This window comes from Paraliobacillus sp. PM-2 (genome assembly GCF_001368815.1).
Lineage (GTDB): Bacteria > Bacillota > Bacilli > Bacillales > Amphibacillaceae > Paraliobacillus.
The window spans coordinates 1,046,474-1,071,987 of the sequence record NZ_CTEI01000001.1; the positions used below are offsets into that span (position 1 = coordinate 1,046,474).

Here is a 25,514-nt window from a genome sequence, read left to right on the forward strand (position 1 = left end):
CGTGCGTTCTAGTACAATTAATATAGCATATATGGTAAAAAATTTCTAATCTTTTTACTTGTTTTAAACAAAGTGAACGAGCTAACAAAAGGAGCGTATTATATTGTCGTTGTTTCTTCTACGATCGCTACAATTAATTCTGTAATTTTGTTTAATTCACCAATTGGCATTTTTTCTGCAGTAGTATGAATATCTTCATAGCCTACAGCTAAATTTACTGTTGGTATACCGAAACTAGAAATAACATTCGCGTCACTTCCACCTCCACTTTGTTTTAGCTTGCTGTTTCGCCCTATTTTATTTGCAGCACGTCTTGCAACCTCTACCACTTGATCACCTGACTGTTGTTTATATCCTGGATACATGATAGCAGTTTCTATTTCGACTTCACCACCGAACTCACTTGCAGCGTCTTCAAATGACTGTTTCATCACATTAACTTGTGCTTCCATTTTTTCAGGAACTAATGAACGTGCTTCTGCCAAAATTTCCACGTAATCACATACGATATTTGTCTTTTGTCCACCTTCAAATCGACCAATGTTAGCTGTTGTTTCTTTGTCAATTCTCCCCAAAGGCATATTAGATATCGCTTTTGAAGCTATTGTGATCGCGGAAACACCCTTTTCAGGAGCAACGCCCGCATGTGCAGTCTTCCCTCTTACAACAGCATTTATTTTTGCTTGTGTTGGTGCAGCAACAACAATATCACCGACATCTCCGTCACTATCTATCGCATAACCAAAAGAAGCATTAATTTTTTCTTTCTCCAGTGCTTTTGCACCAACTAAACCTGATTCTTCACCTACAGTAATGATATATTGAATATCACCATGCTTTTGATTATTCTCTTTTAACACACGAATAGATTCTAACATTGCAGCTAACCCTGCTTTATCATCAGCTCCTAGAATGGTTGTTCCATCAGATGTAACATAATTGTCCTTTATTTGTGGTTTTACACCACGACCTGGAACTACCGTATCCATATGTGAGGTGAAATAAATGGGTTCAATGGAAGTGTCACCCTGTAACGTGCAAATTAAATTACCAGCACCATGTCCAGTAAATTCTGCACTACCGTCTTCATATACATCAACACCTAAATCAGAAAATTTTTGTTTTAATATGGTGGCAATCTTAGACTCGTCTGATGTTTCCGAATCTATTTGAACCAATTCGAGAAACTCTTTTAATAATCTTTCTTCGTTTATTTTCATATAAATCCTCCTCGTTTTCGATCAAAACCCTATTATGTACGTTAGCGAATCGTTTATAAATTGTCAATTCTAACTTACAAATCAGGGTTGTACCTTTTCTTGATTCACGATAGAATATTTATAGGATAAAGGAGGCAAAAATGATGGCTAAATCACTGAATCAAAATAAACAACCAATGAATAAACAAAGAAAACAATCCAAGCGTCAACGCCGAAACAAAATAATTGTTTATCTTATGATTACAGCAATGGTGCTTTCCACATTTACAGCAGGGCTAGCTTATTTTATTAATTCATAAACATCCACCAGTCGATAGGTGACTGGTGTCGTTCTTTTATAGCACCTTTAGACTTAGCTAACGCTTCAAAGTTTTCCGCAGTATCCACTATCCAAATTTTCGTTCCTATAGGGATATCATCAAATAAAGCAATAACATCTTTATTATCCATACGAATACAACCAGCGGATACTCTTTTTCCAATTGTCTCTGGTTGATTCGTCCCATGTACCCCGTAAACTCTACCGTTTGTATCTTTTGCATCAAAACCAATCCATCTTGCACCTAAAGGATTTTTCGGATCCCCGCCAGGAATATTACTTTTTCGATAATATGGTTGTTTAGCTTTTACAACAATGGTAAACATTCCTTCTGGCGTTTTATCTTTAGTTATTCCAGTCGCAACTGGATAGATTGTTTTTACTTCACCTTCATTTATAAATGCTAATTGTAAATTTGCTTTATTTACAATTACAAAAGGAGCTTCATAAGTAGGATTCTCACCCAAAGGCCATAATGGAGAAAGAAACAGTATAACTGTAAAAGGTAATAACTTCATTTTGATCTCCCATTTCATTTTTCCTTAGTATATGGATGCGGTTAGTATTTATGATTTCGCACCTCCCATTTTTCCTTCTTGCTTCATATGAATTCAAAAATACCCTTTATTATTTCCTGGGAAAGCGCATGAATCTTAATTTTTAGATAAAATGAAGCATTAATCTACAAACAATTACAAAATCTTTTATTTCATTGTATACTAAAATAAACTGATCCTTATGAAAGCCAAGGTGATAACTAATGAATGACAATCCATTTAATAACTTTATCAGAAATCTTTTTAAACATCTTAATCAAGCATCTTATTCCAATGAAAAGGTTGATGCAACAACACATTCACTTGAAGAAGCAGAAACAAAATCTTCTGTCACTGAACTAGAAGAAACAATCCGTACTTATGAATATATGATGGATCATATTCATGCTGCTATTTGGATGAAAGATTTTGAAACGAATACAGTTACGTACGCTTCAGAAGGAACCGAAGAGTTATTCGAGATGCCTTTACACGACATCTATGATAACGCTACCGTATGGGAAGATATTATTCATCCGGAAGATAAAAACAATATTTTGCATCAACAACAAGCACTACTAAAAGGAGAAACGCTTTATCAACAGTATCGCATACAATTACCTAATGGAAAGGTAAAGTGGGTGTATGATCAAACCATTCCTTGGTTTAATGAAAATGACCAATTAGCCCGAATCTTTGGTGTTCTAGTTGACATTACAAAAGAAAAACAACTACAACAAGAAATAAATTACTTAGCTACATATGATCAACTAACTGAACTACCTAATTACTACCGTGCAACAAATAAGCTGGATAAATTGATTAAACAGAAGAAACCATTTGCTTTACTCTATTTTAATATTGATCGTTTATCGGCTATTAACCAGTCACTTGGTTTCAAGAGCGGGGACCAAGTAATTAAAGAAATAGCAACGAAGCTAGCACATCATGCCGGATTAAATTTTGTCGCCAGATTTAACAGTAATGACTTTATTATAATTATAGAAAATGAAACCAATAAGAAGAAAATATTTAACTTATCCGATCAAATTATTCAATCCATGCAAGAACCTATTTTAATCAATCGCTTTGAACTAATTGTTACAATAAGTATTGGTATTAGTTTTTTCCCTGATGATGGAGATAATGCCACACTTTTATTTGAAAAAGCGCACAAAGCTCTACAGAAAGCCAAGGAAATCGGAAGAAATAATTATCAAACCTTATCACACAAAGAAAATATTTCGACCTACAAACAATTCATATTAGAAAGAGATATGCGTGAAGCACTTATAAATAATGATTTTGAACTTTATTACCAACCAATTATAAACACTAAAAATGGAGTAATAGAGAGCGCAGAAACACTCATACGCTGGAATCATAAAGATTGGGGATTAATTTCTCCAAATGACTTTATTCCCTTAGCAGAAGATAATCATCTTATTCACGAGATTGGTGATTGGGTATTTGAGCAAGTGGTTAAGCAATTAGCATTTTGGAAAGAGCAAAACCTTCCTTTGCGTCCTATAGCAATAAATATCTCCCCTACTCGTTTTTATAGAAAAGGGTTTTTGGACTTTTTCAAAAAAACTTTAGAAACCTATCAAATACCAGCAAAGTATATAACTTTAGAAATTACCAAACGACTATTTATAAAAGATAAAGCGAATATAATAAAAATGCTAAAACAGTTAAAACAGCTAGGATTAAAAATCGCTATTGATGACTTTGGAGTTGGTTATTCTTTCTTGGAATATTTACGTGATTTCGAATTCGATACAATTAAAATTGATAAGGCTTTTACACAAAATATGTTAGAAACTGACTCAAAAGATAAAGCAATCATTACTACCATCTTACACTTAGCCAAACAATTGAACATTGAAGTTGTAGCTGAAGGAATCGAAACATATGAGCAATACCTGTTCTTAAAACAGAAAGAATGTCCCATGCTTCAAGGCTATATTTTGAGCAAACCCGTTCCTTTAAAAACGTATGAAGAAATGAATAAGACGGGTTACGTCGCTTTGCCAAAACCATCGTCAATAAATAAGCCAGAAATAGAAAGAAGAAAATATCATCGCTTCTCTTTCCACTCGATGATTATTGGCGAGATGCACATTACAAGTGTTAATAAAAAGAAAATTGATTTAGCAGGAACAAACATATTAATTGAAAATATCAGCTTAGAAGGTCTCAAGATAATGTCACACCTTGATCTACCAATTCAATCTCAATTACAATTTAAATTCACATTTACCTTAATGGATGAAACGTTTGTCTATCCAGGGAAATTCATATGGAAAGAAGAAGCTGGTGGAAATATTTTTTATTATGGTATACATTTCCCTAATATAGATGAGCAACAGAAAGATCATCTAGCTAAATACTTAAATAAAATGTCTGTATTGGAAAAAAAGAAAGAAAAAATGGATGGCACAAATTTTTCAAATGAAAATCCTTTTCTTTTTTTCGATAATATAAAGAAAAATGCTAAAGCATCGGATTAAGTGTAGCTATCATTGTATAAAACCAATCATTTTTACCCATTCTGATAATAATCAAATTAGAATGGAGATATTTTCATGGAATTACTACCAAAACAACAAATTATTAATCAATTACATGATCAACTACCAATTTGGAAAGAATCATGCACTGCCGAACATATTAGCATTTTTGAACAGCATTATAATGAAGTATTGTGTCATCTAGGCTATAAAATCCTTAAAAAAGAGCAGATTTATGAAGTTTACCTACCTTACTTAAAATACGATACAGATAAGCTTATTGCATTAACACCTATTTGGACAATCACCCATGTAAATACAGTTAAATCCTATCAAAAAAAGGGATATGAATTCTTACAAGAAGTCATACACGCTTTAGAAATTGCTTGAAAAATCAGAATAATAAAACTTTCTTACCCAAAATGATTTAAAACATTATAGTTGGTGTTCTTTGTTTACCTATACACTTTTGTGCTTTGGTCTTCTTTTGTATAAAACATTGTCTTCTGTGTAAGACTATCCTTATTATCTATATGGTTAGAAGGAGATACAAACACTAATGAATATTGACAAGAATATCGAGGAACATCAGGATGAGTTCGAACATGCTGAAGCAAAAGAGATTTCAGAAGATATCGCTATGTATCGTACACTTGTATCCAATATATATATGGTAGGCAATCCTTCAAATGAATCATGGGTTTTAATTGACACAGGAGTAGCCCAATATCATGAAAGGATTCTTGTAGCAGCACAAAGGCGGTTTCCAGACACACCACCAAAAGCTATTATTCTTACACACGGACACTTTGATCATGTTGGTTCGGCAAAAGCATTAGCAAAGTATTGGGATGTACCAATATATGCACACCAAGAAGAGCTTCCTTATTTAAATGGATCGTTAGCATATCCACCAGTTGATCCAACCGTGGGTGGAGGGTTAATCTCATTAATCTCTCCTCTTTTTCCGAAAAAGCCCATTCAACTATCTAAATGGTTACAACCAATTACAAAAGAATTAGAAAACACGTTATTAGATGGTTGGACCATTATCCATACTCCAGGCCATACACCTGGACACATTTCATTATTTAAAGAAAAAGATCGTGTATTGATCGCAGGAGATGCAGTTGCAACCGAAAACCCAGAATCAGCTTTAGCCATGTTTTTTCCTATAGGTAAAATCTATGGACCTCCAGCTTTTTTTACAGAAAATTGGGATCTCGCTAAACAATCTGTTGAACATATTATCAAGTTGCGCCCTAAATTATTATTAGCTGGCCATGGTTTACCTATGGAAGGTGATTCTCTAGAAAAAGGATTAGAACATTTAATTACTAATTTTGAAGAAATTGCGATACCGAAGCATAAAAAAAATAAATAAAGTAGGTATAATATTACCTTCTGAGAAGCTATTTCAGTTTTAATATTAACCTACTTTATTCAATCTTATATTAATCAATCGTAAATTTGGTTATTATATTTTTTAGTTCTGCAGATAAATCTTCAAGTATATTTGACTGATTAGTTAAATAATCAACTGCATCTTTTTGTTGTTGGATAGCAGCAGTGGTTTCTTCGATGTTTGCTGCATTCTCCTGAGAAACAGATGCTATTTGTTCCATTCCTTTATTCATTTCATTACTATTTAATTCAATTAATTCTAAGTTTTCAGCAACAAGCGTGATATGGTTATTCATTCCCTCCACTTCATTCATGATGGTTGAAAAATAGGAGGCGGACTCTTTAATGTCTTGGACACCTTTGTCTGCTTGTTCATAAGTATGTTTAAGCGACTGCTGCAAGCGATTAGATTCTTGTTGCATCTTGCTCATGACTTGAGCAATGTCTATTGCAGAGACACTTACCTGTTCCGCTAATTTTTTTATTTCATTAGCAACTACGCTAAAACCTTTACCCGACTCCCCTGCTCTTGCAGATTCAATTGCGGCATTTAAAGCAAGTAAGTTCGTTTGTTCTGTAATTTTATTAATAACTGAGGTCAATTCCGATACAGCTTTTGACTGTTTTTCTAGCTCTTTTACATTATCCACTGCATTTTTAACATTGGTATTAATCGTATCCATTTGTTCCATTGTATGGTTAACTTGACGATTACCTTTTATAGCTGATTCAGAAACTTCTTGAGAAGATATCTTTAATTCATCCGCATTTTTCTTCACTTGTTTGACCTTGTTATCAAACGATTTTCCTGCTGTGGCTATTTGTGCAGAAGAAGTTGCTTGCTCATCAGCACCTGCAGCCATCTCTTGAGTGGTTGAAGTAAGTTGTTCGCTACCATCTTTCAGATTATAACAGATGTCTTTTAAGGCATTACTCTGTTCATTAATACGATTAGATGCTTTCTTAGTATAAGAAATTGCTTCTCGCAAATGATCAGTCATCTGATTCATTGCTTGTGAAAGTTGTCTTACTTCCCCCCGACCGCGGATAGCTACTTTATCCGTAAGGTTTCCTTCTGCAATCGTTCGTGCTTTGTTTTTCAACTGAATAAGTGGTTTTGCAATCATTTTAGCTAATAAAATAGATACAATGATAACGCCCACTAATGTAGATAAAGCGATAACTGAAATAACATTTCTTATTGAAGCAATCGAAGATAAAGCAATTGATGTTGGCTCAGTTACAACTAATGTCCAATTAAATCCTGGATAATCTAAGTACCCCTCACTCTTAGCATATCCAATAATTGCATCTTGATTGTTATTATCTTTACCAGAGTAATAGGATGCATCACCTGCTTTTACCCCTTCCAACCTCTCTAACATTTCAGTAGTCGTTTGAAACATTGATTCTTTTGTTTCTTCATCTGTCACACTAGCACTTGCAACCGTATCAGCGACTTTTTCACCATTTTGATTAATTAACTCCACAACCATGGTGTCTGTAGAGATGCTATTAATATCTTCCCAAATATATGTAATATCAAATGTACCTTCTACAGTACCAATTTTATTTTGATTTTTCATAACATCAGCAGTGATTGCAATTACATGTTTATCTAATTCACTACTATAGTAAACATCTGAATATACCATGTCCTCAGATGATTGAATGGTTGGTTGCTGATTCGGTTGATATTCAGCAGTTAAATTACTTGAAAAGCCAACTATATCTCCATTTTGATCAGAAAATGATAGAGAAGCGAAATATACCATTTGATTTACTTGATTATCAAGAAAATCTGTTAATTTATTTTGCTTGATATTATTTATCTCCATATTCGATAATTCGTTTGCTAACAGTTGCATGTCTCTAGATCTTTCATACATAATCCTATCTAATTTTTCCATGTGAACAGAAGCAAAATCTTTCACCTTATTACCAACCTCTTGTTCTAATGCATGAGCTGATTGATTATAAGCAATAACGCCCATAATAACCACTGGAATCATTGCAATAAGACTAAAATATGTAATGAGCGTAGTACGAATCCCTCTGTTATTCCATTTGTTTTTTATTTTTTTAAACATAATGTTCCTACCCTTATCATTTAATTAGTTACTTCTATTAAACATATATCAAATGACATTATACATGAAATATTTCATTATTTTAACACGTTTTTGTGAAATATTTCATTTGTTTAAAATTAGTAAAATAGAACGATAAAAAAACGTGTTCCTAAAAAGAAACACGCTTGCACTTTATGGTAATGTATTTCCAGCGGATCGATAAAGTTCATACCACTCTTCTCTTGTTAGTTCAATGTGAGAAGCTTTTTCAATCTGCTTTAATCTTTCCGTATTCATTGTTCCTACAACAGGTTGTATTCTTGCAGGGTGTCGTAAAATCCAAGCAATCGCTATTGTGGTAGCAGTTACTCCTTTTTTCTCAGCGATTTCTGTTAACTTCTCATTTACTTGTGGAAAATCATCGTTACCTATAAAAGGACCTTCAATCATACCGTATTGAAATGGTGACCATGCTTGTACGGTAATATCATTTAATCGACAATATTCTAAAACGCCATTATCACGGTCAACTGCTTTGTCATGTTGCATATTAACATTTAAACCTGCGTCAATCATTGGTGTGTGCATGATACTTAATTGCACTTGATTAACAATCAGATCATCCGATAGATACTTTTTTAACAACTCCATCTGATAAGGGTTCTGATTACTTACACCAAAATAGCGAACTTTACCACTGTCTTTTAGTTCTCGAAATGCTTCTGCTACTTCTTCTGGTTCCATTAATGTATCAGGACGATGTAGGAGAAAAGTATCTAAATAATCCGTTTGTAACCGCTTTAAACTTGCTTCTGCTGAAGACACAATGTGCTCTTTTGAGAAATCAAAGTAACCCTTGCGTATGCCACATTTGGATTGCAAATAGATTTTCTTCCTAATAGATGGGTTTTCATTCATTGCCTCAGCAAAAACTCTTTCTGATTCTCCGCCCCCATAAATATCGGCATGATCGAATAAATCAACACCTAAATCTAGGGCATTTTCAATTACATAAGATGCTTCTTTTTTAGAGAGATCATTCATGCGCATACAGCCTAAAGAGATCTCTCCAACTTCTAATTCACTTTTACCTAGTTGTAATTTTTTCATTCAAACACCTCTTTCATGATCATTGCTTACCTTAGATTACACTATATTATTTTATCATTTTATTAAATATTTTACGAAGAAATTATTTTATTTTAATATTTTCAAGAATCTATTTATTCATTTTGGATAATATCGCCACTCTTAAGATATTAACTTTAAACCGATAGCAGCGCCTAACACCATTATAATGAAGATAATTCTTTTCCAATTCTTTGATTCACCATATAAAAGCATTCCCAATATTGCACCACCTGACGCACCAATTCCTGTCCATATCGCATATGCTGTACCCATTGGAAGTGTTTCTAATGCATAAGATAGAAATATGAAACTTGTTCCGAATCCAAGCAATAATAAAAGGAGTGATTTTCCATTACGGTCTTTATGAAATTTATTTATCATAGCAACACCAACCATTTCTGCTAAACCTGCTAGCACTAAGAAAAACCATGCCATTAGGTATCAACTCCTTTCTGAACTATCTTTTGTTACCATTTTCAAACCGATTACACCCGCTAGCAACAATATAATCAATAATATCTTACTCATTATGAATGGTTCTCCAAAAAATATTATTTCAGAAAGAACAGTTCCAGCAGTACCTAATCCTACAAAAACTGCATAAACAGTTCCTACTGGTAGTTGTTTACCAGCCATAATCATTAAGTAAAAACTTACTATAATGGAAATAATCGTTCCAATCCAAGACCAAAAATCATCTGCGTGTTTTAATCCAATAACCCAGAAAACTTCAAAAAAAGCAGCAATTACTACTTTCATCCAGTTTTTATTCACTTACAAACACCTCCAGGAATAATTACTTGAAAGTAAAAAGCCTAGGAGACTGTCTAATCAGATCTCCTAGGCTTTTGTCAGTCGGTAACACAGCAATACTGTGCGTTTTCCGTTGAACGCGACCAAACAAATTGTCGAATAATCCCAGAAAACATTTTTTGCAATTAGTAAACTTTAACATGTAGTTGGCCTTTATTCAATTACTTATGTGATAAAAATATTGGATAATGGTGTTAATAAATAGGAGTAGTATCACCAGAAATATTTTCTAATATTCCTTTGATATGTGACATAAATTGGCCAGAAATCACACCATCTAATACACGATGATCTAGAGAAAGACATAAATTAACCATATCACGTGCAGCAAACATATCATCAATAATGACCGGCCTTTTTACAATGGATTCTACTTGTAGAATCGCAGCTTGAGGATAATTGATGACTCCCATCGATTGAACCGATCCAAACGAACCTGTGTTATTAACGGTAAAGGTACCACCTTTCATATCTTCTTGTGTTAGACTACCGTTTCTAGCTTTTTTCGATAATTGGTCGATTTCTTTTGCTATTCCTTTAATACTCTTTTCATCTACATTTTTAATAACAGGAACAAATAATTCTTTTCCATGAGCAACAGCAATGGATAAATTAATATCTTTATGTTGAACAATTTTATCACCGGCCCATGAACTATTTAATTCAGGGAATTTCTTTAATGCCTTTGCAATAGCATTTAAGAAAAATGCAAAATAAGATAAATTATACCCTTCCGTCTCTTTAAATGCATCTTTTTCCGCATTTCGATAATTCACTAAATTAGTGACATCTACTTCTATCATCATCCATGCATGAGGTATTTCCGTAGTTGAGCGTACCATATTGTTTGCTATTGCTTTTCTAATACCCGTAACTGGAATTTCCTTATCTCCTGCTTGTGTATAAATATTATCGCTTGATTTATTGGATCTATTATTCTCCTTATCGACTGGCATTGGTGCTGACTCTACTTGATTTGACCTATCGGCAATTACTTTTTCGATATCTTTTCTCGTAATTCGACCAGCACGACCATTTCCTTTTACTTCTGAAAGGTCAATACTATTCTCTTGAGCTAAACGTAAGACAGCCGGGGAATATCTTTTTTTCATATCGGTTTGATTGGTTTCATGTGATTGATTTATTTCTGTTTCTGTTTTTGCTTTTGAAACGTTTGATTCACTAGTTTTCTCATTTGTTTCCGTTTCGATTAAACACATCACATCTCCAACAGCTATCGTTTCATCTTCTTGTGCAATAAGTTCTTTTATTGTCCCGGTAAAAGAAGATGGTACTTCCGCATTCACCTTATCAGTTAGAACTTCGGCAATTGGATCGTATTTACTTACGTGATCACCAGGTTGAATAAGCCAGTTGCTAATGGTTCCTTCTGTTACACTTTCTCCTAGTTGTGGCATTGTTATTTTTTCTAGACCCATACTATCACCTCTTGTTTCCTTTAAAATTCAGCCAAATCACGCATCGCTGCTTCTATTTTATCTTGATTAATCATAAATTCTTTTTCTAGTGGAGGAGCATACGGCATAGAAGGTACATCCGGACCAGCTAAACGTTTAATTGGTGCGTCTAAATCAAATAAACAGTGCTCGCTTATAATAGCTGCTACTTCACCGATAATACTTCCTTCTTTGTTGTCTTCTGTAATCAATAGTACTTTTCCAGTTTTTGATGCGGCTTGTTTGATCGCCTCCTGATCTAAAGGATAGATGGTACGAAGATCTAGGATATGCACATCAATTCCTTCCGCTGCTAAGTTTTCCGCTGCTTTAATCGCCCACTGTACGCACAATCCATAAGTAATTACCGTAATATCAGAACCTTCTCGTTTTACATCCGCTTTTCCAATAGGCAATGTATAATCTGTATCTGGAACTTCTTCTTTTATGGAACGATAGGCACGTTTATGCTCTAAAAACAATACAGGGTCATTATCACGTATCGCTGCTTTTAATAACCCTTTCACATCATAGGGTGACGATGGCATTACAATTTTTAAACCAGGTTGATTAGCAAAAATGGCTTCAATGGATTGTGAATGATAAAGCGCACCATGTACACCACCACCATATGGTGCACGTATGGTAATCGGACATGTCCAATCATTATTGGATCGATAACGCATTTTAGCTGCTTCTGAAATAATCTGATTGACTGCCGGTAATATAAAATCAGCGAATTGCATTTCTGCTACTGGTCGCATGCCATACATGGCTGCACCTATTCCAACTCCTGCAATTGCAGATTCCGCTAACGGTGTATCTATTACTCTGGATTCACCAAACTGTTGATATAATCCATCTGTAGCTCGGAATACACCACCACGAACACCTACATCTTCTCCTAAAACAAATACTTTCTCATCACGTTCCATTTCTTCTTGTAGTGCTTTTGTAACTGCTTGAATATATGATAAAACTGGCATCATTTCCCCTCCCTTAGTTTCCATATACGAAGTCATAAATTGATTCTGGGCTGGCATAGGCTGCATTTTCTGCATAATCTGTTGCCTGATTGATTTCTTCTTTTATCTCCTGCTCCATTTGTTCTAAGCGCTCATCTGTCAATACTTGTTGTTCTTGTAAATAGGTTTTAAAAGAAAGTAATCCATCTTTTTCTTTTGCTTCTTCTACTTCTTCTCTGTTTCGATAGCTTCGATCATCATCATCGCTAGAGTGGGGTGTTAACCGATAGGACACAGCCTCAATTAAAGTTGGTCCTTCTCCGTTTCTTGCTCTGTCTGCTGCTTGTTTTACTGCTTCATAAACAGCGAGTGGGTCATTACCATCAACTGTAATTCCAGGCATCCCATATCCTATTGCGCGATCAGAGATATTTTTACACGCAACTTGTTTGTTTAAAGGTACAGAGATAGCGTATTGATTATTTTCCACCATGGTAATCACAGGGAGTTTTTGGACAGCAGCAAAATTTAATCCTTCATGAAAATCGCCTTGATTGGAAGATCCTTCTCCAAGTGTTACAAAACTAACGATTGATTTATTTTCCATTTTTGCAGCTAAGCCTATACCGACTGCATGAGGGACTTGTGTCGTTACTGGTGAGGAACCACTTAACATACGATTTTTCTTTTGACCAAAATGACCGGGCATTTGTCTTCCACCTGAGTTTGGATCGTCTGCTTTCGCATATGCTTGGAGCATTAAGTCTTTTGCAGTCATTCCAAATGAAAGCACTACTCCTACATCACGATAATACGGAGCTGCGTAGTCTTCTGAACGATTTAATGCAAATGAAGCTGCTACTTGCTGCGCTTCTTGTCCTTGGCAAGAAACAACAAAGGGAATTTTTCCAGAACGGTTTAACAACCACATACGTTCATCAATTCGACGTGCTAACAACATCACACGATACATTTCTATAACATCTTCATTTGATAACCCTAGACTTTGATGCCTATTTCCACTCATATATATTCCTCCTCTTATCCATGAATTTTCATCTTATTAATATCTAATGCTGCTTCAGCTAAGGCTTCAGATAATGATGGGTGTGGGTGAATCGTTTCACCAATTTCCCATGGAACAGCATCCAACATTTGAGCTAGTCCTGCTTCTGATATTAATTCTGTTGCATTTCCACCAATAATATGAACACCTAATAAATCTTTTGTTTTTTTATCAGAGATTATTTTAACAAATCCATCAGACGTACCATTAATTAGAGCCTTCCCTATTGCCCCAAATCGAACGGTTCCCTTTTCGATCTGATAACCTAAATCTTTTGCTTCTTGCTCTGTATATCCAACATGCGCAACTTCAGGCTTAGAGTAGACACAGGAAGGAATGTTTTGGTAGTTTAATGGAGCTGGATCTAAGTCAGCGATATGCTCTATTGCATGCTTCCCTTCATGCGAAGCCACATGTGCAAGTTGCATTCCACCAATACAATCACCTATTGCATAGATATGTGATTCTTTCGTTTGATAGTGTTGGTTCACTTTAATAAATCCATCTCCATCTAATTGAATAGCTGTATTTTCGAGTCCCATATTATCTACCGCTGCTTCACGACCAATTGCTAATAGGAGTTTATCTGCTTGTACGGTGACTAATTGATCCTTTTGTTTTAATTGCACGCTTACCTTATTGTCTTTTTTGATTGTATCTACTTGTAATTGGACATCTGTATAAATCGTAACTCCTTTTTTCTTTAACAAGCGTTGCATTTCTTTTGCAATCGCACGATCTTCAGAAGGCAATACTTGCTTTGAAGCTTCAATCAAGGTAACTTGCACGCCAAAATCCGTAAGCATCGATGCCCATTCAATACCGATGACACCCGCTCCAACAATTAGCATAGAGTCAGGTAATGCTTCAAGATTTAGTGCTTCATTAGAAGACAGTATAGTATCTCCATCTATTTCTAAATTTTTTAGCGTTTTAACTTTGGACCCAGTTGCTATGACAACATTTTTACTAATAAGCATCTCATTTTCTGTTCCATCATTCATCTCTACAGAAATAGTTCCCGCATTTGGAGAGAAGATCGATGGACCTAATATTCTACCTACTCCTTCATAAATATCAATTTTTCCTTTTTTCATTAGACCAATTACTCCTTGATACAATTGATCAATAATTAGTTGTTTTCTTTCTTGAACTTTTAGAAAATCAATACTTACATCATGAACTCGAATACCATAAGTAGACGCTTCTAACAATTGTTGATATATTTCTGCACTTTTTAATAAAGTTTTAGATGGTATGCACCCTTGATGTAGACAGGTGCCACCTAACTTATCTTTTTCCACGATTGCCGTTTTCAATCCTAATTGTGAAGCTCGAATTGCTGCAATATAACCTCCGGTACCACCACCTACTATGACTAGGTCATAATTTTTAGTCATAAAAATCCCTCCTTAAAATAGGGTTAAAAAAATAATATTAAATGGTTGTTAATGATGCTCGTCAAAATATATTATCTCAATTATTAAAATGAAGTACAACCAAATTTATTTTGAAACTGATTCGTGTGAAGTTGAATTTTAGTTCTGAAATTTAATAATGTCTACTAATCGCATGGTGTTCATTTCGCAAAAACTGTTTACGTGAATAACGCAAATAGTTAATTCTTTCTTCCGCCATTCTTTCTGCCGCTAAATAAGTAGGAATGTTATCACGTTTTGCTATAGCAAATACTTCTAATAAATTATCATAAATTTTTTCTACTCTGCTAAATGCTCGATCTTGGTTGTAGCCATTTAACTCATCAGCAACATTAATCACTCCACCAGCATTGATGACAAAATCGGGTGCATATAATATCCCTCTATTATGAAGTTCATCTCCATGTATTGTGTTTTCCAGCTGATTATTGGCTGCTCCTGCAATAATTTTAGTTTGTAATCTCGGAATGGTTTGGTCATTGATAATAGCTCCTAAGGCACAAGGAGCAAAAACATCACAGACTTGATCATAAATTTCAGTTGGGTCCACCGCTTTTGCATCATACGTATCAACGGCTAATTTTACAGCATCTTTATTTATATCAGATACAATTAGTTGGGCACCTTCCTTATGTAAATAATCACATAATGTTAAAGCTACACTACCCACGCCCTGTACAGCGATCATTTTTCCTTCTAATATGTCCGAACCAAACTGCTCTTTTGCTGCAGCTTTTATTCCTTTATAAACCCCATAAGCAGTGACTGGTGAAGGGTTTCCTGATGAACCAAATGCAGGAGAAATACCAGCTACATAGTTTGTTTCTTCATGAATAATATCCATATCTCTCACTGTCGTACCTACATCTTCAGCTGTAATATAACGCCCATTCAGCCCTTGAATATATCGTCCAAACGCACGAAACATCGCTTCATTTTTATCTTTTTTCGGATCACCTATGATAACCGTTTTTCCTCCACCTAGGTTCAATCCTGCAGCAGCATTTTTATATGTCATGCCTTTAGCTAAGCGAAGAGCATCTTCAATTGCCTCAGCCTCCGAATTATACTTCCACATTCTTGTACCACCTAAAGCTGGTCCTAATGTAGTATCATGAATTGCAATAATTGCTTTTAAACCAGATTGCTTGTCTTGACAAATAACTAATTGCTCATAGTCATATGTCTCCATGTAATTAAAAATTTCCATTGTTGTACCTCCCAAAATAAAGAAAGAAGCACTTCTACGCTAGTATTTTTATCATTAAATAATTTTAAAGCGATATGAAATAGCCATTTCTTAAACTAATAGCAGAAAATATGAAATTCTGCATTTTTTGTTATTTCCATCATAGCTATTTCTGTTCTATTTAGCAAGTTATGTTGTAACAAATAATGTTACCATATAAATGTAGCAGTATTTGATATTACAAATAAAAAGGCAGGTACATCTTATAAAACTTTTAATGTATTCCTGCCTAGTTGACTTGTTAATTTTATTCTTCTACAAAAAAAGCTTCATAAAGAGAACGAACGGCTCTCTCTACTCCTTCTTCTTTCACACCAAACATTAACGATACCTCAGAAGATCCTTGGTTTATCATTTCTAAATTAACATTAGCACGCGAAAAGGCTTCAGTAGCTTTGGAAGCTACGCCAATCGTGCTATTCATATCTTCTCCTACAATCATAATAAGTGCTAAATCTCTTTCCGTATAAACTAGGTCTGGATCCAATTCTTCTTGAATACGTTTGATCACTTTTGCTTCTTTATCAAGTGGAAGCTGACTTTTACGTATAATAACAGATAAATCATCGATACCAGACGGTGTATGTTCAAAAGAAATATCTTCATCTTCTAGAATATGAAGTAAACGTCTTCCGAATCCAAGTTCTCTATTCATCAAATACTTACTTACATATAAACTTAAAAATCCTGTATCTGATGCAATACCTACAACAGGGTTTCCTCTAACTTCTTTTTCGGAAACAATGATCGTCCCCAGTCCATCAGGGTTATTTGTGTTTTTAATACATACAGGTATTTTAGCTTTAAATGCAGGAATAAGTGCTTCATCATGAAACACAGAAAAACCAGCATAGGACAATTCTCGCATTTCCTTATAAGTTAGTGATGTAATTTCTTTTGGGTTGTCGACAATGGTTGGATTAACACAATAAACCGAATCAACATCTGTGAAATTTTCATATAAATCTGCTTTTACTCCTGCAGCTACAATAGAACCAGTGATATCTGATCCACCACGTGAAAAAGTAACTAGTTTCCCTTCTTTTGTATAACCAAAGAAACCTGGGATAACAACAATTTCTTCCCGATCATGCAATTTATACAATAAATCAAAACTTTCATCTAATATTTGTGCACTACCGGGTTGATCACTTAATATAATTCCTGCTTCTTTGGGATTTAGATATGTAGCATTTAATCCTATTTTTATGAGATATTCACTTAATACTTTAGCTAATGAATCTTCACCAATCGACTTAATGGCTTCTAATTTAAGTTGGGCTGAGTAATCACTAGCAATTACTGTTTCTACATCATCCTTTATTTCATCAATAACTTTGTTTGAAAGACCGAGTTCATCTAAAATAGCTTGAAATCTTTCGATTACTAACTGTAATTGTGGCTGATAGGACTGCTTATTTAAATAAGCTTCTCCTAATTTAATTAATAAATCTGTTACTTTTGTATCATCTGATGAACGTTTACCTGGCGCTGAAACAACTATGACCTTTCTATCAGAATCTGCATCAATAATTGTTGCTACTTTTTTTAGTTGTTCAGCATTTGCTACTGAACTCCCTCCGAACTTTGATACCTTCATTACAAAACCTCTCCATTTTTATTTTTCTATATTATTAAAATATTATCATACTTTTTAAAAAAATGTTATATCAAAATTCAGATTATTCTTGATTATCTTTGCGCAATTGTCCATACAAGTCATTACAGTGTATTAGATCCCATTTTTTTGTAACATATTCACTTATATACAGAAAAAAAAGCCTTGAGATTGAATCAAGGCTTTTTTGCTTATTTTTTTATAAACATTTGCGTCCAATATTTACCATTAGCTACGTAACCTACACCAATATGTGAGAAGTCACCTAATATATTTTTCCTGTGTCCTGGACTGTTCATCCAAGCTCTAACTACTTGTTGTGGAGTTTGTTGCCCTCTTGCAATGTTTTCAGCCGCTCTTCTGTAAGATATTCCAAAGTCCTTCATCATAGTAAATGGTGATCCATATGTTGGGCTTTGATGAGAAAAGTAATTTTTATTTTTCATATCTGTGGATTTATACCTGGCAACTCGAGATAATTCCCAATCAGGTTTTAAAGCTGAAAGACCATGCTTTGCTCGTTCTTGGTTCGTTAATTGAATGACTAAGTGCTCCACTCGTTTAGTAGCATCAATATCTGGAATAGTTAATTGTTGTTTTGGATAAATTAGATCTGGATTTTCAATTTGAGGATTGGCCTCTATTATTTCAGTTACACCAATTTGATAGCGAAGAGCAATTTTCCACATCGTATCTCCTGGTTTAACTGTGTAACTTTCACTTGCTAATACATTTACCGGTAACAAAACACTGCACAACAATACAGCAATAAATAACCATTTTTTCAATATAAAAACCTCCTTTTTTGTTTAAGATGTCACAGAAAAGGAAGTTTATACATTTAATTAATTGATATCTTTTAACACTTTATTGATTAAATTTTTATAAATAAACACTAAGAAGCACGATGTTCCAGTCGAAGTCTATCCGCAACCATTGCAATGAATTCACTATTGGTAGGTTTTGCTTTTGAAACATTAACTGTATAACCAAATAATGACGAAATGGAATCAATATTACCCCTACTCCAAGCGACCTCGATCGCATGTCTGATTGCACGTTCAACTCGTGAAGCAGTTGTATTAAACTTTTTAGCAATATCTGGGTACAGCACTTTAGTGATTGAGCCCAATAATTCAATATCATTATAGACCATCGTAATTGCTTCTCTTAAATACATATATCCTTTTATGTGCGCTGGTACACCAATTTCATGAATAATATGTGTAATACTTGCTTCTAAATCAAATTTATCATGTTCTTTTGTTGTTTTCTCTTTGACAGGTCTTGTGTCAGAGATTGGCATACCATATACTTGTCTAATTTGATCAGCTAAGTTGTCTAAATCAAATGGTTTTAAAATGAAATAGGAAGCTCCCAAGTTAACAGCGTTTTTAGTTACTTCTTCTTGTCCAAAGGCTGTTAGCATAATAACATTTGGTCTTTTTTTCAAATTCATTTGTCTGAGCTTTCCTAGCACTGCCAAGCCATCTATATGTGGCATAATGATATCTAATATAACAATATCTGGTTCTTTTTCTTGAATCAATGCCAGACCATCTTTCCCATTGTATGCTGTTCCCACTACATCAATGTCTGACTGACTTGCAAAATAATCCTCCATTAATTCTATTAATTCTTGATTGTCATCCACTAAACAAATTTTAATCTTATCTAACATTTTTTGTTCCTCCTCATTTCCAATCCTTTTCACGTAACTGTTTTCGACATTAGTTATTTTTTTCCTTCAATTTACTGAAAAAACTTTTATTTTTTTAATTTTACTTTGATTTTCTTACTCATTCGCATATTTTCGTTTATTTTCGACAAAGTTTATAGTAGTGATTTTTTTTAAAATAATTGTATATAATTACAAAAACAAAAAACTCTTATCGTTTATGAACAATAAGAGTTTTTTGTTTAACTTGCTTTTCTTTGCTTTTGATATATATCAATTCCTGCCTCCTGTAACATCCATTCGATGTGTATACCATACCCACTTGTAGGATCGTTTACAAAAACGTGTGTTACTGCTCCAATTATTTTTCCATTTTGAATAATTGGACTTCCACTCATTCCTTGAACAATTCCTCCAGTTTTCTCAAGTAGTTCATCATCAGTAATTTTAATAATCATACCTTTTGTAGCTGGATTTTTTTGTTCGACACTGTTTACAATTTCAATATCAAATGCTTCAACCTTTTCTCCATCAACAACTGTCAGTATTTGTGCATTTCCTACTTCAACTTGACTGGATAATGCTATGGGCATTGGTTTATTCCATTTACTTACCTGTAATTTATTGTTTAATTTACCGAAAACACCAAATGGACTATTCTTACTAATGGTGCCTAATGGTTCGTCATTTCTCTCAAATGTAGCTTGCTTTTCACCTGGAGTTCCATTATTTCCTTTTTGAATATTGGTAATTGAAGATCTTACAATAGATCCATTATGAATTTGGATTGGTTTTTTTGTATCCATATCTGAAATCACATGGCCTAATGCTCCATATTTTTTTGTTTTTGGGTCATAAAAAGTCATTGTCCCGATACCTGCTGCAGAGTCACGAATATACAAGCCAATTCGATAGGCTTCTTCACTTTTATCTAAAGCGGGAGTTAATTTTTTTTCAATTTTTTTCTCACCACGTTTAATTAAGAGTTCCAGTGGTTCACCTTTTTCACCAGCTTTGTTTACAAATGGTTTTATTTCTTCCATTTTTTTAATCGCTTGATTATTTATTTTTAATATAACATCGCCTACTTGTATATCAGCGTCTTCACCTGGTGATATTTCTCCATTTTTTGTGTTAATTAAATGATGTCCTACAACTAACACACCTAAAGTTTGTAATTTTACGCCAACGGATTGTCCTCCTGGAATAACTTTGTAATCATTTAGAACATCCACATCAACTTTTTTTATTGGGAAGTTAGCAAATTCATAAACGATATTACCTTTGCCTGTATCAACAGCTTGAAAAGTTGACGCATCAACCGCTTTTACAACATTATCTATTTGTGCTGCGGTTTGCTGCACCTTACTAACTCCTGGGAGTTTAATCGTTTCTTTGTTATTGTGGAAAATCGTGATATCGTTAGGGATTGAAATATAATCCTTAATAGGTTGTATAAAAGGCATGCTAAGGAAAGTAACAAGGAGTAAAATTCCTACGGCTGCTCGTATATTAATTTTTTTCATCTTTCACGCTCCTCGTTCCTTAACCCATTTTTATTTTTTTCTGTATTTCTAATGTGACCTTTCCATTCTCTTTTTAAACCCTGCAAAGAACAGAAAAAACGGAGATCATTTCCTTAATTGCATAATAATTTTTAGATAAACAAAACATAAAGCCATGTAGTAAGGATTCTACATGGCTTGCATTGGATAATTATATATAAATTTGCTTTAATTGTTCTGCCCGATCAATTAATTCACGAGCATGTTCTCGTGATGTGGCGGTTAATTCAGTTCCTGTTATCATTCGTCCTATTTCTGTAATTCGTTTATCTGTGGAAAGTGATTCAACGGAGGTGATTGTTCGATTGTCTTTTATTTGCTTTTGGATAAGCAAATGTGTATCAGCCATTGATGCTACTTGAGGCAAGTGCGTAATGCACAAAACTTGGGATCCAGTAGAAATATTGTAAATCTTTTCTGCAATTGCTTGCGCAACTCTTCCACTCACACCAGTATCAACTTCATCAAATATAACGCTGGTTACGCCTTGATGATGTGCAAATATTTTTTTTAATGCCAGCATAATACGTGATAATTCACCACCAGAAGCTACTTTATTCATCTCTTTAACTGGTTCTCCTGGATTAGTTGATATTAGAAAGCGGACATGATCATACCCATTTTCACCTAATTGGACAGGCTTTCCGTCTAACTCAATATTCCCTACTTTACCTTTCTTCGTCGAAATCTTAATGTCAAATGTAGCTTTTTCTAAATAAAGATCCTCTAATTCTTGGTGTATGGTCTGTTTAAGATAATTCGCAGCCTGTACTCTTAAATCGTGAAGGTGCTTGGCTTCGACTAACACATCTTGTCCAATCTCCGCTAATTCTTGCTCTAGTTTTTCAATTGATGAGTCTTTATCCTTTATTTCATCTATTTCATCTTCAATAGAGGATGCATATTCTAACATAGCGTCAACGGTCGGACCGTATTTTTTTTGAAGTCGGTTAATCTCATTTAATCTGCTTTCTAATTCATTTAATCTATCCGAATCATATTCTAATGAGTCTAAGTAATTTCGTAGTTCAATCGACATTTCTTCTATCAGGTAAAAATGATTTAAAAATTGTTCCTTTTTATCTGAAAAAGAAGCATCGTATTCACTTACAGTCTCCAAACCGGATAAGGCTAATCCAAGCCAATCAATTGCTCGCTGCTCACCGCTTAAAGCTTCATATGCATCACGAACACCCGTAAAAATCCTTTCATAATTCAACAGCTTCTCACGTTCTTTTCGTAATTGTTCGTCTTCTCCAGGACTCAAATCCGCTTCTTGTAACTCTTTTAATTGAAAGGTTAATAAGTCAAGACGTTGTGCCATTTCTTGCTCATTTTCATTTAATTGTCTATAACGATTTTGAATAGCAGTTAATTTTTGATAAAGGGATTGATAATCTTGCTTAGCTTCTTGCATCTGTTTTTTATTGTATAGATCTAATAATTCAATATGACGTTCCACATCCATTAATGACTGAGTCTCATGTTGTGTATGAATATCAATTAATACTTTACCAAATTCTTTTAAAAGACCTAGGGTAACTAGATGTCCATTCACACGACAGATACTTTTGCCATTCGAGCTGATTGTTCTTGATAAAACTACCATACCATCCGTATCAATATCGATCCCAAATTCTGTAGCTATTGTATAAATGGGATGTGAAGGGTTATCAATCGTAAATAATCCCTCTAAGCTTGCCTTCTTTGCACCATGCCTTACAAATTCAACTGATCCTCTACCACCTGCAAGTAATTCAATCGCATCAATAATAATGGATTTACCAGCACCTGTCTCACCAGTTAAAACAGTCAAACCTTTCTTAAACGTAATCGTTAGTTCTTCAATAATTGCAAAATCTTTAATTGAAAGCTCGGTTAACACTTGTTTCACCTCACATTTTCATTCGATTTCTTTTTTATAACATATCTAAAAATCGATTATGACTATTTAAAGCATGATCTTCGTCTTTACAGATAATAAGAATTGTATCATCCCCACAAATCGTACCTAGTATTTCTTCCCAATCTAGATTATCAATAAGCGCTCCTAATGCATTTGCATTACCTGGTAGTGTTTTTAATACTAAAAGATTTTTTGCTTGGTCAATACGAACAAACGCATCACGCATGAGCCTTTTTAGTTTTTCTAGTGGATTAAAGCGCTGATCTGCGGGTAAACTATACTTATATCTTCCATCAGTCGTGGGGACTTTTACTAAATGAAGTTCTTTGATATCGCGTGAAACGGTAGCTTGGGTTACATTATATCCCAAATCATGTAATGCCTCTACTAGTTCATCTTGCGTTTCTATATCATTTTCAGTAATTAGTTCACGTATCTTTATGTGCCGTTGCCCCTTTGTCATCGTCATTTAACCTCCTGTATTGTGAAAACATACAAATAAAGAGCTGTAGCAAATACACAGCTCATTTAATTTGTATTCTAGTCATGAGTGTTGTGTGCTTCGGTTATTACTTGATCAATACGATTCTCAAGTACCAGACCACTTAAGTCAATGCTATTACTTTTATTCCAAGTGAAGTGGGCAAGGAATTCAATATTACCATCTCCACCAGTAATTGGTGAATAAGTAAGGTTCTCTAATTTATAATTCATTTCCTTAGCAATAGCAATAATTTTATTGACCACTTGTTTGTGTACTCTTTTATCTCTAACAATCCCTTTCTTACCAACTTGCTCTCTGCCAGCTTCAAATTGTGGCTTTATTAAAGCTATTATATCACTTTCAGGTGCCAATATTGTCTGTAAGACAGGCAATATTAATTGCAAAGAAATAAAAGAAACATCAATGCTAGCCAAATTAGGGATTCCGGATGTAAACATTTCTTTCGTTGCATATCTGAAATTTGTTCTTTCCATTACCACAACACGCGGGTCATTCCTTAATTTCCAATCCAATTGATTATAACCTACATCAATCGCATAACATCTTGATGCGCCGTTCTGAAGCGCGCAATCAGTAAATCCTCCGGTTGATGATCCGATATCCACCATCACACGTTCTTTTATATTTACATTAAACATTTGTAGTGCCTTTTCTAACTTTAATCCGCCTCTACCTACATAAGGAATTGCTTTTCCCTTTACCTTTATTGATATATCGGAATTCACTTTCATTCCTGGTTTATCCAATCGATTCTCTTCAGAAAAAACCAAACCCGCCATAATCGTCCGTTTTGCTTTTTCTCTCGTCTCAATTAGTCCACGTTCCACTAATAGCGTATCTAATCTCACTTTATTAACCATTTACTTATTCCTCTTTTAATATCTATAAATTATTTTTGATTGATAAATGGGCTATTCTACCAGCCATCGTTACTTCATTTGAGCTGCTTTACTTTTGCATATTCAAATTTGCCTCTAAATGCTTTCAATAAAGCTGGGTTAATCATTATTCAATTATTTTTTAAAAGCTACATTATTTACATACTATACCCTAAACTAAAAAGGATATATTAAAAAACTTTAATGATCTTTATCATTTCATATAAAAACGCCACAGTTTATATATTGCAACGCAACTATTTTTTTGCCAGAATCTTTATTTTAAGCTTATCTTCTATAATTGCAATTACTTTTCCTGCAAAAAAGATGATTTTTGTCGAAGAATGTATCCCAAAAAATTTACCTAATGCTTTTCCTCCTACAGTCAAAGCGGCCACTAAGCTTGTCATAATGACAGAAATAGTTATTTGCAACGTAGATCCTTCTTCATAACCGAACCCGTTTGCTACCTGAAGAACAACAATTGCTGAAGCAGTACCACTGATAACTCCTGAAATATCACCAATTACATCGTTACAAAAACTAGCGAATTTATCAGCGTTTCTTACAATTTGGATTGCTTGTTTGGAGCCAACTATTTTCTCTGCTGCCATTGCATGAAAAGGAACTTCGTCTGCTGCTGTTGCAGCAATACCCAACATATCAAAAATAACACCAAGCAGCACGATTATTAGAACAATAAATAAACCAGCTATCCAGACTACACCACTAAGAATGGAAGATGAGATAACTGAAAAAATAGCCGCTAACACAAATGTGATAACGGCAATACTTACACTAAATTTTATCGACTTTTTCATTTGCGACTCTGATTTCGCCATTTATGTATACCTCATTATAAATAAATATGTATGTGGAATGGTCGCCTAAAAGGTAAAAACTACGGCTTAGGTCCAGTAGGTTTTCCCAGATACGTACCGAATGTTGCCATTCTGGCGGTTCCCCTTTAAACGCATCTTAGCGTTGTTACCAACAGCTAGACTGGATTGCCACTTAGTCCGTACTATAATCCCCTTTAAACGTCCTCTGGAACAGTCTAGGAGATTTCCTCAACAGCTCTTAACCGCTCCCTAGCCTCTTTTGCAGTGCCGATTTCATGCAGATAAAAACACAAATACCAGTGGCCACCTAGTATTGTATTTACAACTACAATCCCCTC

Annotated in this window: 23 protein-coding genes; 4 read left to right on the forward strand and 19 right to left on the reverse strand. The window is 34.3% G+C overall.

Features of this window, described 5'->3' with window-relative positions:
* Positions 1-98 precede the first annotated feature (98 nt).
* Entirely contained in the window at positions 99-1,220 is a 1,122-nt protein-coding gene (locus BN1058_RS04905; protein ID WP_090853690.1) for a M20/M25/M40 family metallo-hydrolase, read from the reverse strand.
* A gap of 143 nt (positions 1,221-1,363) precedes the next feature.
* On the opposite strand from BN1058_RS04905, the gene prli42 reads away from it, so the two are divergent.
* Positions 1,364-1,519, forward strand: a complete 156-nt coding sequence (prli42, locus tag BN1058_RS04910; RefSeq protein ID WP_090853693.1) for a stressosome-associated protein Prli42 — start codon at positions 1,364-1,366, stop codon at positions 1,517-1,519.
* Here prli42 and BN1058_RS04915 read toward each other — a convergent pair.
* Positions 1,509-2,057, reverse strand: coding sequence for a L,D-transpeptidase (locus BN1058_RS04915; protein ID WP_090853696.1), 549 nt, complete (start codon positions 2,055-2,057; stop codon positions 1,509-1,511). The genes prli42 and BN1058_RS04915 overlap by 11 nt on opposite strands.
* A gap of 242 nt (positions 2,058-2,299) precedes the next feature.
* On the opposite strand from BN1058_RS04915, the gene BN1058_RS04920 reads away from it, so the two are divergent.
* The 3 genes from BN1058_RS04920 to BN1058_RS04930 all read left to right on the forward strand — a co-directional run bounded on the left by BN1058_RS04920 (position 2,300) and on the right by BN1058_RS04930 (position 5,972).
* Positions 2,300-4,588, forward strand: a complete 2,289-nt coding sequence (locus tag BN1058_RS04920) for an EAL domain-containing protein (protein ID WP_090853699.1) — start codon at positions 2,300-2,302, stop codon at positions 4,586-4,588.
* 75 nt (positions 4,589-4,663) lie between these two features.
* Positions 4,664-4,978, forward strand: coding sequence for a DUF5634 family protein (locus tag BN1058_RS04925; RefSeq protein WP_090853703.1), 315 nt, complete (start codon positions 4,664-4,666; stop codon positions 4,976-4,978).
* A gap of 169 nt (positions 4,979-5,147) precedes the next feature.
* Entirely contained in the window at positions 5,148-5,972 is an 825-nt protein-coding gene (locus BN1058_RS04930; RefSeq protein ID WP_090853706.1) for an MBL fold metallo-hydrolase, read from the forward strand.
* Between the two features lie 70 nt (positions 5,973-6,042).
* Here the strand turns inward: BN1058_RS04930 and BN1058_RS04935 are convergent, their stop codons facing one another.
* The 17 genes from BN1058_RS04935 to BN1058_RS05015 form a co-directional block, all read right to left on the reverse strand.
* Complete coding sequence (locus BN1058_RS04935) at positions 6,043-8,082, reverse strand: methyl-accepting chemotaxis protein (RefSeq protein WP_090853709.1); 2,040 nt, start codon at positions 8,080-8,082, stop codon at positions 6,043-6,045.
* A 174-nt stretch (positions 8,083-8,256) separates the two neighbouring features.
* Positions 8,257-9,174: an aldo/keto reductase gene (locus tag BN1058_RS04940; RefSeq protein ID WP_090853712.1), complete on the reverse strand. Its 918-nt coding sequence runs from the start codon at positions 9,172-9,174 to the stop codon at positions 8,257-8,259.
* Between the two features lie 141 nt (positions 9,175-9,315).
* Positions 9,316-9,630: a DMT family transporter gene (locus BN1058_RS04945; protein WP_090853714.1), complete on the reverse strand. Its 315-nt coding sequence runs from the start codon at positions 9,628-9,630 to the stop codon at positions 9,316-9,318.
* Between the two features lie 6 nt (positions 9,631-9,636).
* The gene (locus BN1058_RS04950) at positions 9,637-9,969 is read right to left on the reverse strand and encodes a DMT family transporter (protein ID WP_090853717.1); all 333 of its coding nucleotides are present in this window, start codon (positions 9,967-9,969) and stop codon (positions 9,637-9,639) included.
* Between the two features lie 233 nt (positions 9,970-10,202).
* Positions 10,203-11,447, reverse strand: coding sequence for a dihydrolipoamide acetyltransferase family protein (locus BN1058_RS04955; RefSeq protein WP_090853720.1), 1,245 nt, complete (start codon positions 11,445-11,447; stop codon positions 10,203-10,205).
* A gap of 20 nt (positions 11,448-11,467) precedes the next feature.
* Entirely contained in the window at positions 11,468-12,451 is a 984-nt protein-coding gene (locus BN1058_RS04960; RefSeq protein ID WP_090853723.1) for an alpha-ketoacid dehydrogenase subunit beta, read from the reverse strand.
* Between the two features lie 13 nt (positions 12,452-12,464).
* Positions 12,465-13,457, reverse strand: a complete 993-nt coding sequence (locus BN1058_RS04965; RefSeq protein ID WP_090853726.1) for a thiamine pyrophosphate-dependent dehydrogenase E1 component subunit alpha — start codon at positions 13,455-13,457, stop codon at positions 12,465-12,467.
* Between the two features lie 14 nt (positions 13,458-13,471).
* Entirely contained in the window at positions 13,472-14,896 is a 1,425-nt protein-coding gene (lpdA, locus tag BN1058_RS04970) for a dihydrolipoyl dehydrogenase (protein ID WP_090853729.1), read from the reverse strand.
* 151 nt (positions 14,897-15,047) lie between these two features.
* Positions 15,048-16,145 (reverse strand): Leu/Phe/Val dehydrogenase, encoded by a 1,098-nt coding sequence (locus BN1058_RS04975; protein ID WP_090853732.1) that lies wholly within the window; start codon positions 16,143-16,145, stop codon positions 15,048-15,050.
* A 286-nt stretch (positions 16,146-16,431) separates the two neighbouring features.
* Positions 16,432-17,784 carry an aspartate kinase gene (locus BN1058_RS04980; RefSeq protein WP_090853735.1) on the reverse strand — a complete coding sequence of 451 codons (1,353 nt, stop codon included), beginning with the start codon at positions 17,782-17,784 and terminating at the stop codon, positions 16,432-16,434.
* 209 nt (positions 17,785-17,993) lie between these two features.
* Positions 17,994-18,590: a SafA/ExsA family spore coat assembly protein gene (safA, locus tag BN1058_RS04985; protein WP_090853738.1), complete on the reverse strand. Its 597-nt coding sequence runs from the start codon at positions 18,588-18,590 to the stop codon at positions 17,994-17,996.
* A gap of 107 nt (positions 18,591-18,697) precedes the next feature.
* Entirely contained in the window at positions 18,698-19,483 is a 786-nt protein-coding gene (spo0A, locus tag BN1058_RS04990; RefSeq protein ID WP_090853744.1) for a sporulation transcription factor Spo0A, read from the reverse strand.
* 239 nt (positions 19,484-19,722) lie between these two features.
* Positions 19,723-21,006, reverse strand: coding sequence for a SpoIVB peptidase (gene spoIVB / locus BN1058_RS04995; protein ID WP_090853748.1), 1,284 nt, complete (start codon positions 21,004-21,006; stop codon positions 19,723-19,725).
* A 190-nt stretch (positions 21,007-21,196) separates the two neighbouring features.
* Positions 21,197-22,930 (reverse strand): DNA repair protein RecN, encoded by a 1,734-nt coding sequence (gene recN / locus BN1058_RS05000; RefSeq protein WP_090853751.1) that lies wholly within the window; start codon positions 22,928-22,930, stop codon positions 21,197-21,199.
* A 34-nt stretch (positions 22,931-22,964) separates the two neighbouring features.
* Complete coding sequence (gene argR, locus BN1058_RS05005) at positions 22,965-23,414, reverse strand: transcriptional regulator AhrC/ArgR (RefSeq protein ID WP_090853754.1); 450 nt, start codon at positions 23,412-23,414, stop codon at positions 22,965-22,967.
* A 77-nt stretch (positions 23,415-23,491) separates the two neighbouring features.
* Positions 23,492-24,316 (reverse strand): TlyA family RNA methyltransferase, encoded by an 825-nt coding sequence (locus tag BN1058_RS05010; protein ID WP_090853756.1) that lies wholly within the window; start codon positions 24,314-24,316, stop codon positions 23,492-23,494.
* Between the two features lie 275 nt (positions 24,317-24,591).
* Entirely contained in the window at positions 24,592-25,176 is a 585-nt protein-coding gene (locus tag BN1058_RS05015; protein WP_090853759.1) for a hypothetical protein, read from the reverse strand.
* Positions 25,177-25,514: the final 338 nt, after the last annotated feature.

Excerpts from the sequence above, each read along its gene's own strand:
- BN1058_RS04905 (WP_090853690.1), bottom strand. The coding sequence starts at position 1,220 with ATGAAAATAAACGAAGAAAGATTATTAAAAGAGTTTCTCGAATTGGTT.
- prli42 (WP_090853693.1), top strand. The coding sequence starts at position 1,364 with ATGGCTAAATCACTGAATCAAAATAAACAACCAATGAATAAACAAAGA.
- BN1058_RS04915 (WP_090853696.1), bottom strand. The coding sequence starts at position 2,057 with ATGAAGTTATTACCTTTTACAGTTATACTGTTTCTTTCTCCATTATGG.
- BN1058_RS04920 (WP_090853699.1), top strand. The coding sequence starts at position 2,300 with ATGAATGACAATCCATTTAATAACTTTATCAGAAATCTTTTTAAACAT.
- BN1058_RS04925 (WP_090853703.1), top strand. The coding sequence starts at position 4,664 with ATGGAATTACTACCAAAACAACAAATTATTAATCAATTACATGATCAA.
- BN1058_RS04930 (WP_090853706.1), top strand. The coding sequence starts at position 5,148 with ATGAATATTGACAAGAATATCGAGGAACATCAGGATGAGTTCGAACAT.
- BN1058_RS04935 (WP_090853709.1), bottom strand. The coding sequence starts at position 8,082 with ATGTTTAAAAAAATAAAAAACAAATGGAATAACAGAGGGATTCGTACT.
- BN1058_RS04940 (WP_090853712.1), bottom strand. The coding sequence starts at position 9,174 with ATGAAAAAATTACAACTAGGTAAAAGTGAATTAGAAGTTGGAGAGATC.
- BN1058_RS04945 (WP_090853714.1), bottom strand. The coding sequence starts at position 9,630 with ATGGCATGGTTTTTCTTAGTGCTAGCAGGTTTAGCAGAAATGGTTGGT.
- BN1058_RS04955 (WP_090853720.1), bottom strand. The coding sequence starts at position 11,447 with ATGGGTCTAGAAAAAATAACAATGCCACAACTAGGAGAAAGTGTAACA.
- BN1058_RS04960 (WP_090853723.1), bottom strand. The coding sequence starts at position 12,451 with ATGCCAGTTTTATCATATATTCAAGCAGTTACAAAAGCACTACAAGAA.
- BN1058_RS04965 (WP_090853726.1), bottom strand. The coding sequence starts at position 13,457 with ATGAGTGGAAATAGGCATCAAAGTCTAGGGTTATCAAATGAAGATGTT.
- lpdA (WP_090853729.1), bottom strand. The coding sequence starts at position 14,896 with ATGACTAAAAATTATGACCTAGTCATAGTAGGTGGTGGTACCGGAGGT.
- BN1058_RS04975 (WP_090853732.1), bottom strand. The coding sequence starts at position 16,145 with ATGGAAATTTTTAATTACATGGAGACATATGACTATGAGCAATTAGTT.
- BN1058_RS04980 (WP_090853735.1), bottom strand. The coding sequence starts at position 17,784 with ATGAAGGTATCAAAGTTCGGAGGGAGTTCAGTAGCAAATGCTGAACAA.
- spo0A (WP_090853744.1), bottom strand. The coding sequence starts at position 19,483 with ATGTTAGATAAGATTAAAATTTGTTTAGTGGATGACAATCAAGAATTA.
- spoIVB (WP_090853748.1), bottom strand. The coding sequence starts at position 21,006 with ATGAAAAAAATTAATATACGAGCAGCCGTAGGAATTTTACTCCTTGTT.
- argR (WP_090853754.1), bottom strand. The coding sequence starts at position 23,414 with ATGACAAAGGGGCAACGGCACATAAAGATACGTGAACTAATTACTGAA.
- BN1058_RS05010 (WP_090853756.1), bottom strand. The coding sequence starts at position 24,316 with ATGGTTAATAAAGTGAGATTAGATACGCTATTAGTGGAACGTGGACTA.
- BN1058_RS05015 (WP_090853759.1), bottom strand. The coding sequence starts at position 25,176 with ATGGCGAAATCAGAGTCGCAAATGAAAAAGTCGATAAAATTTAGTGTA.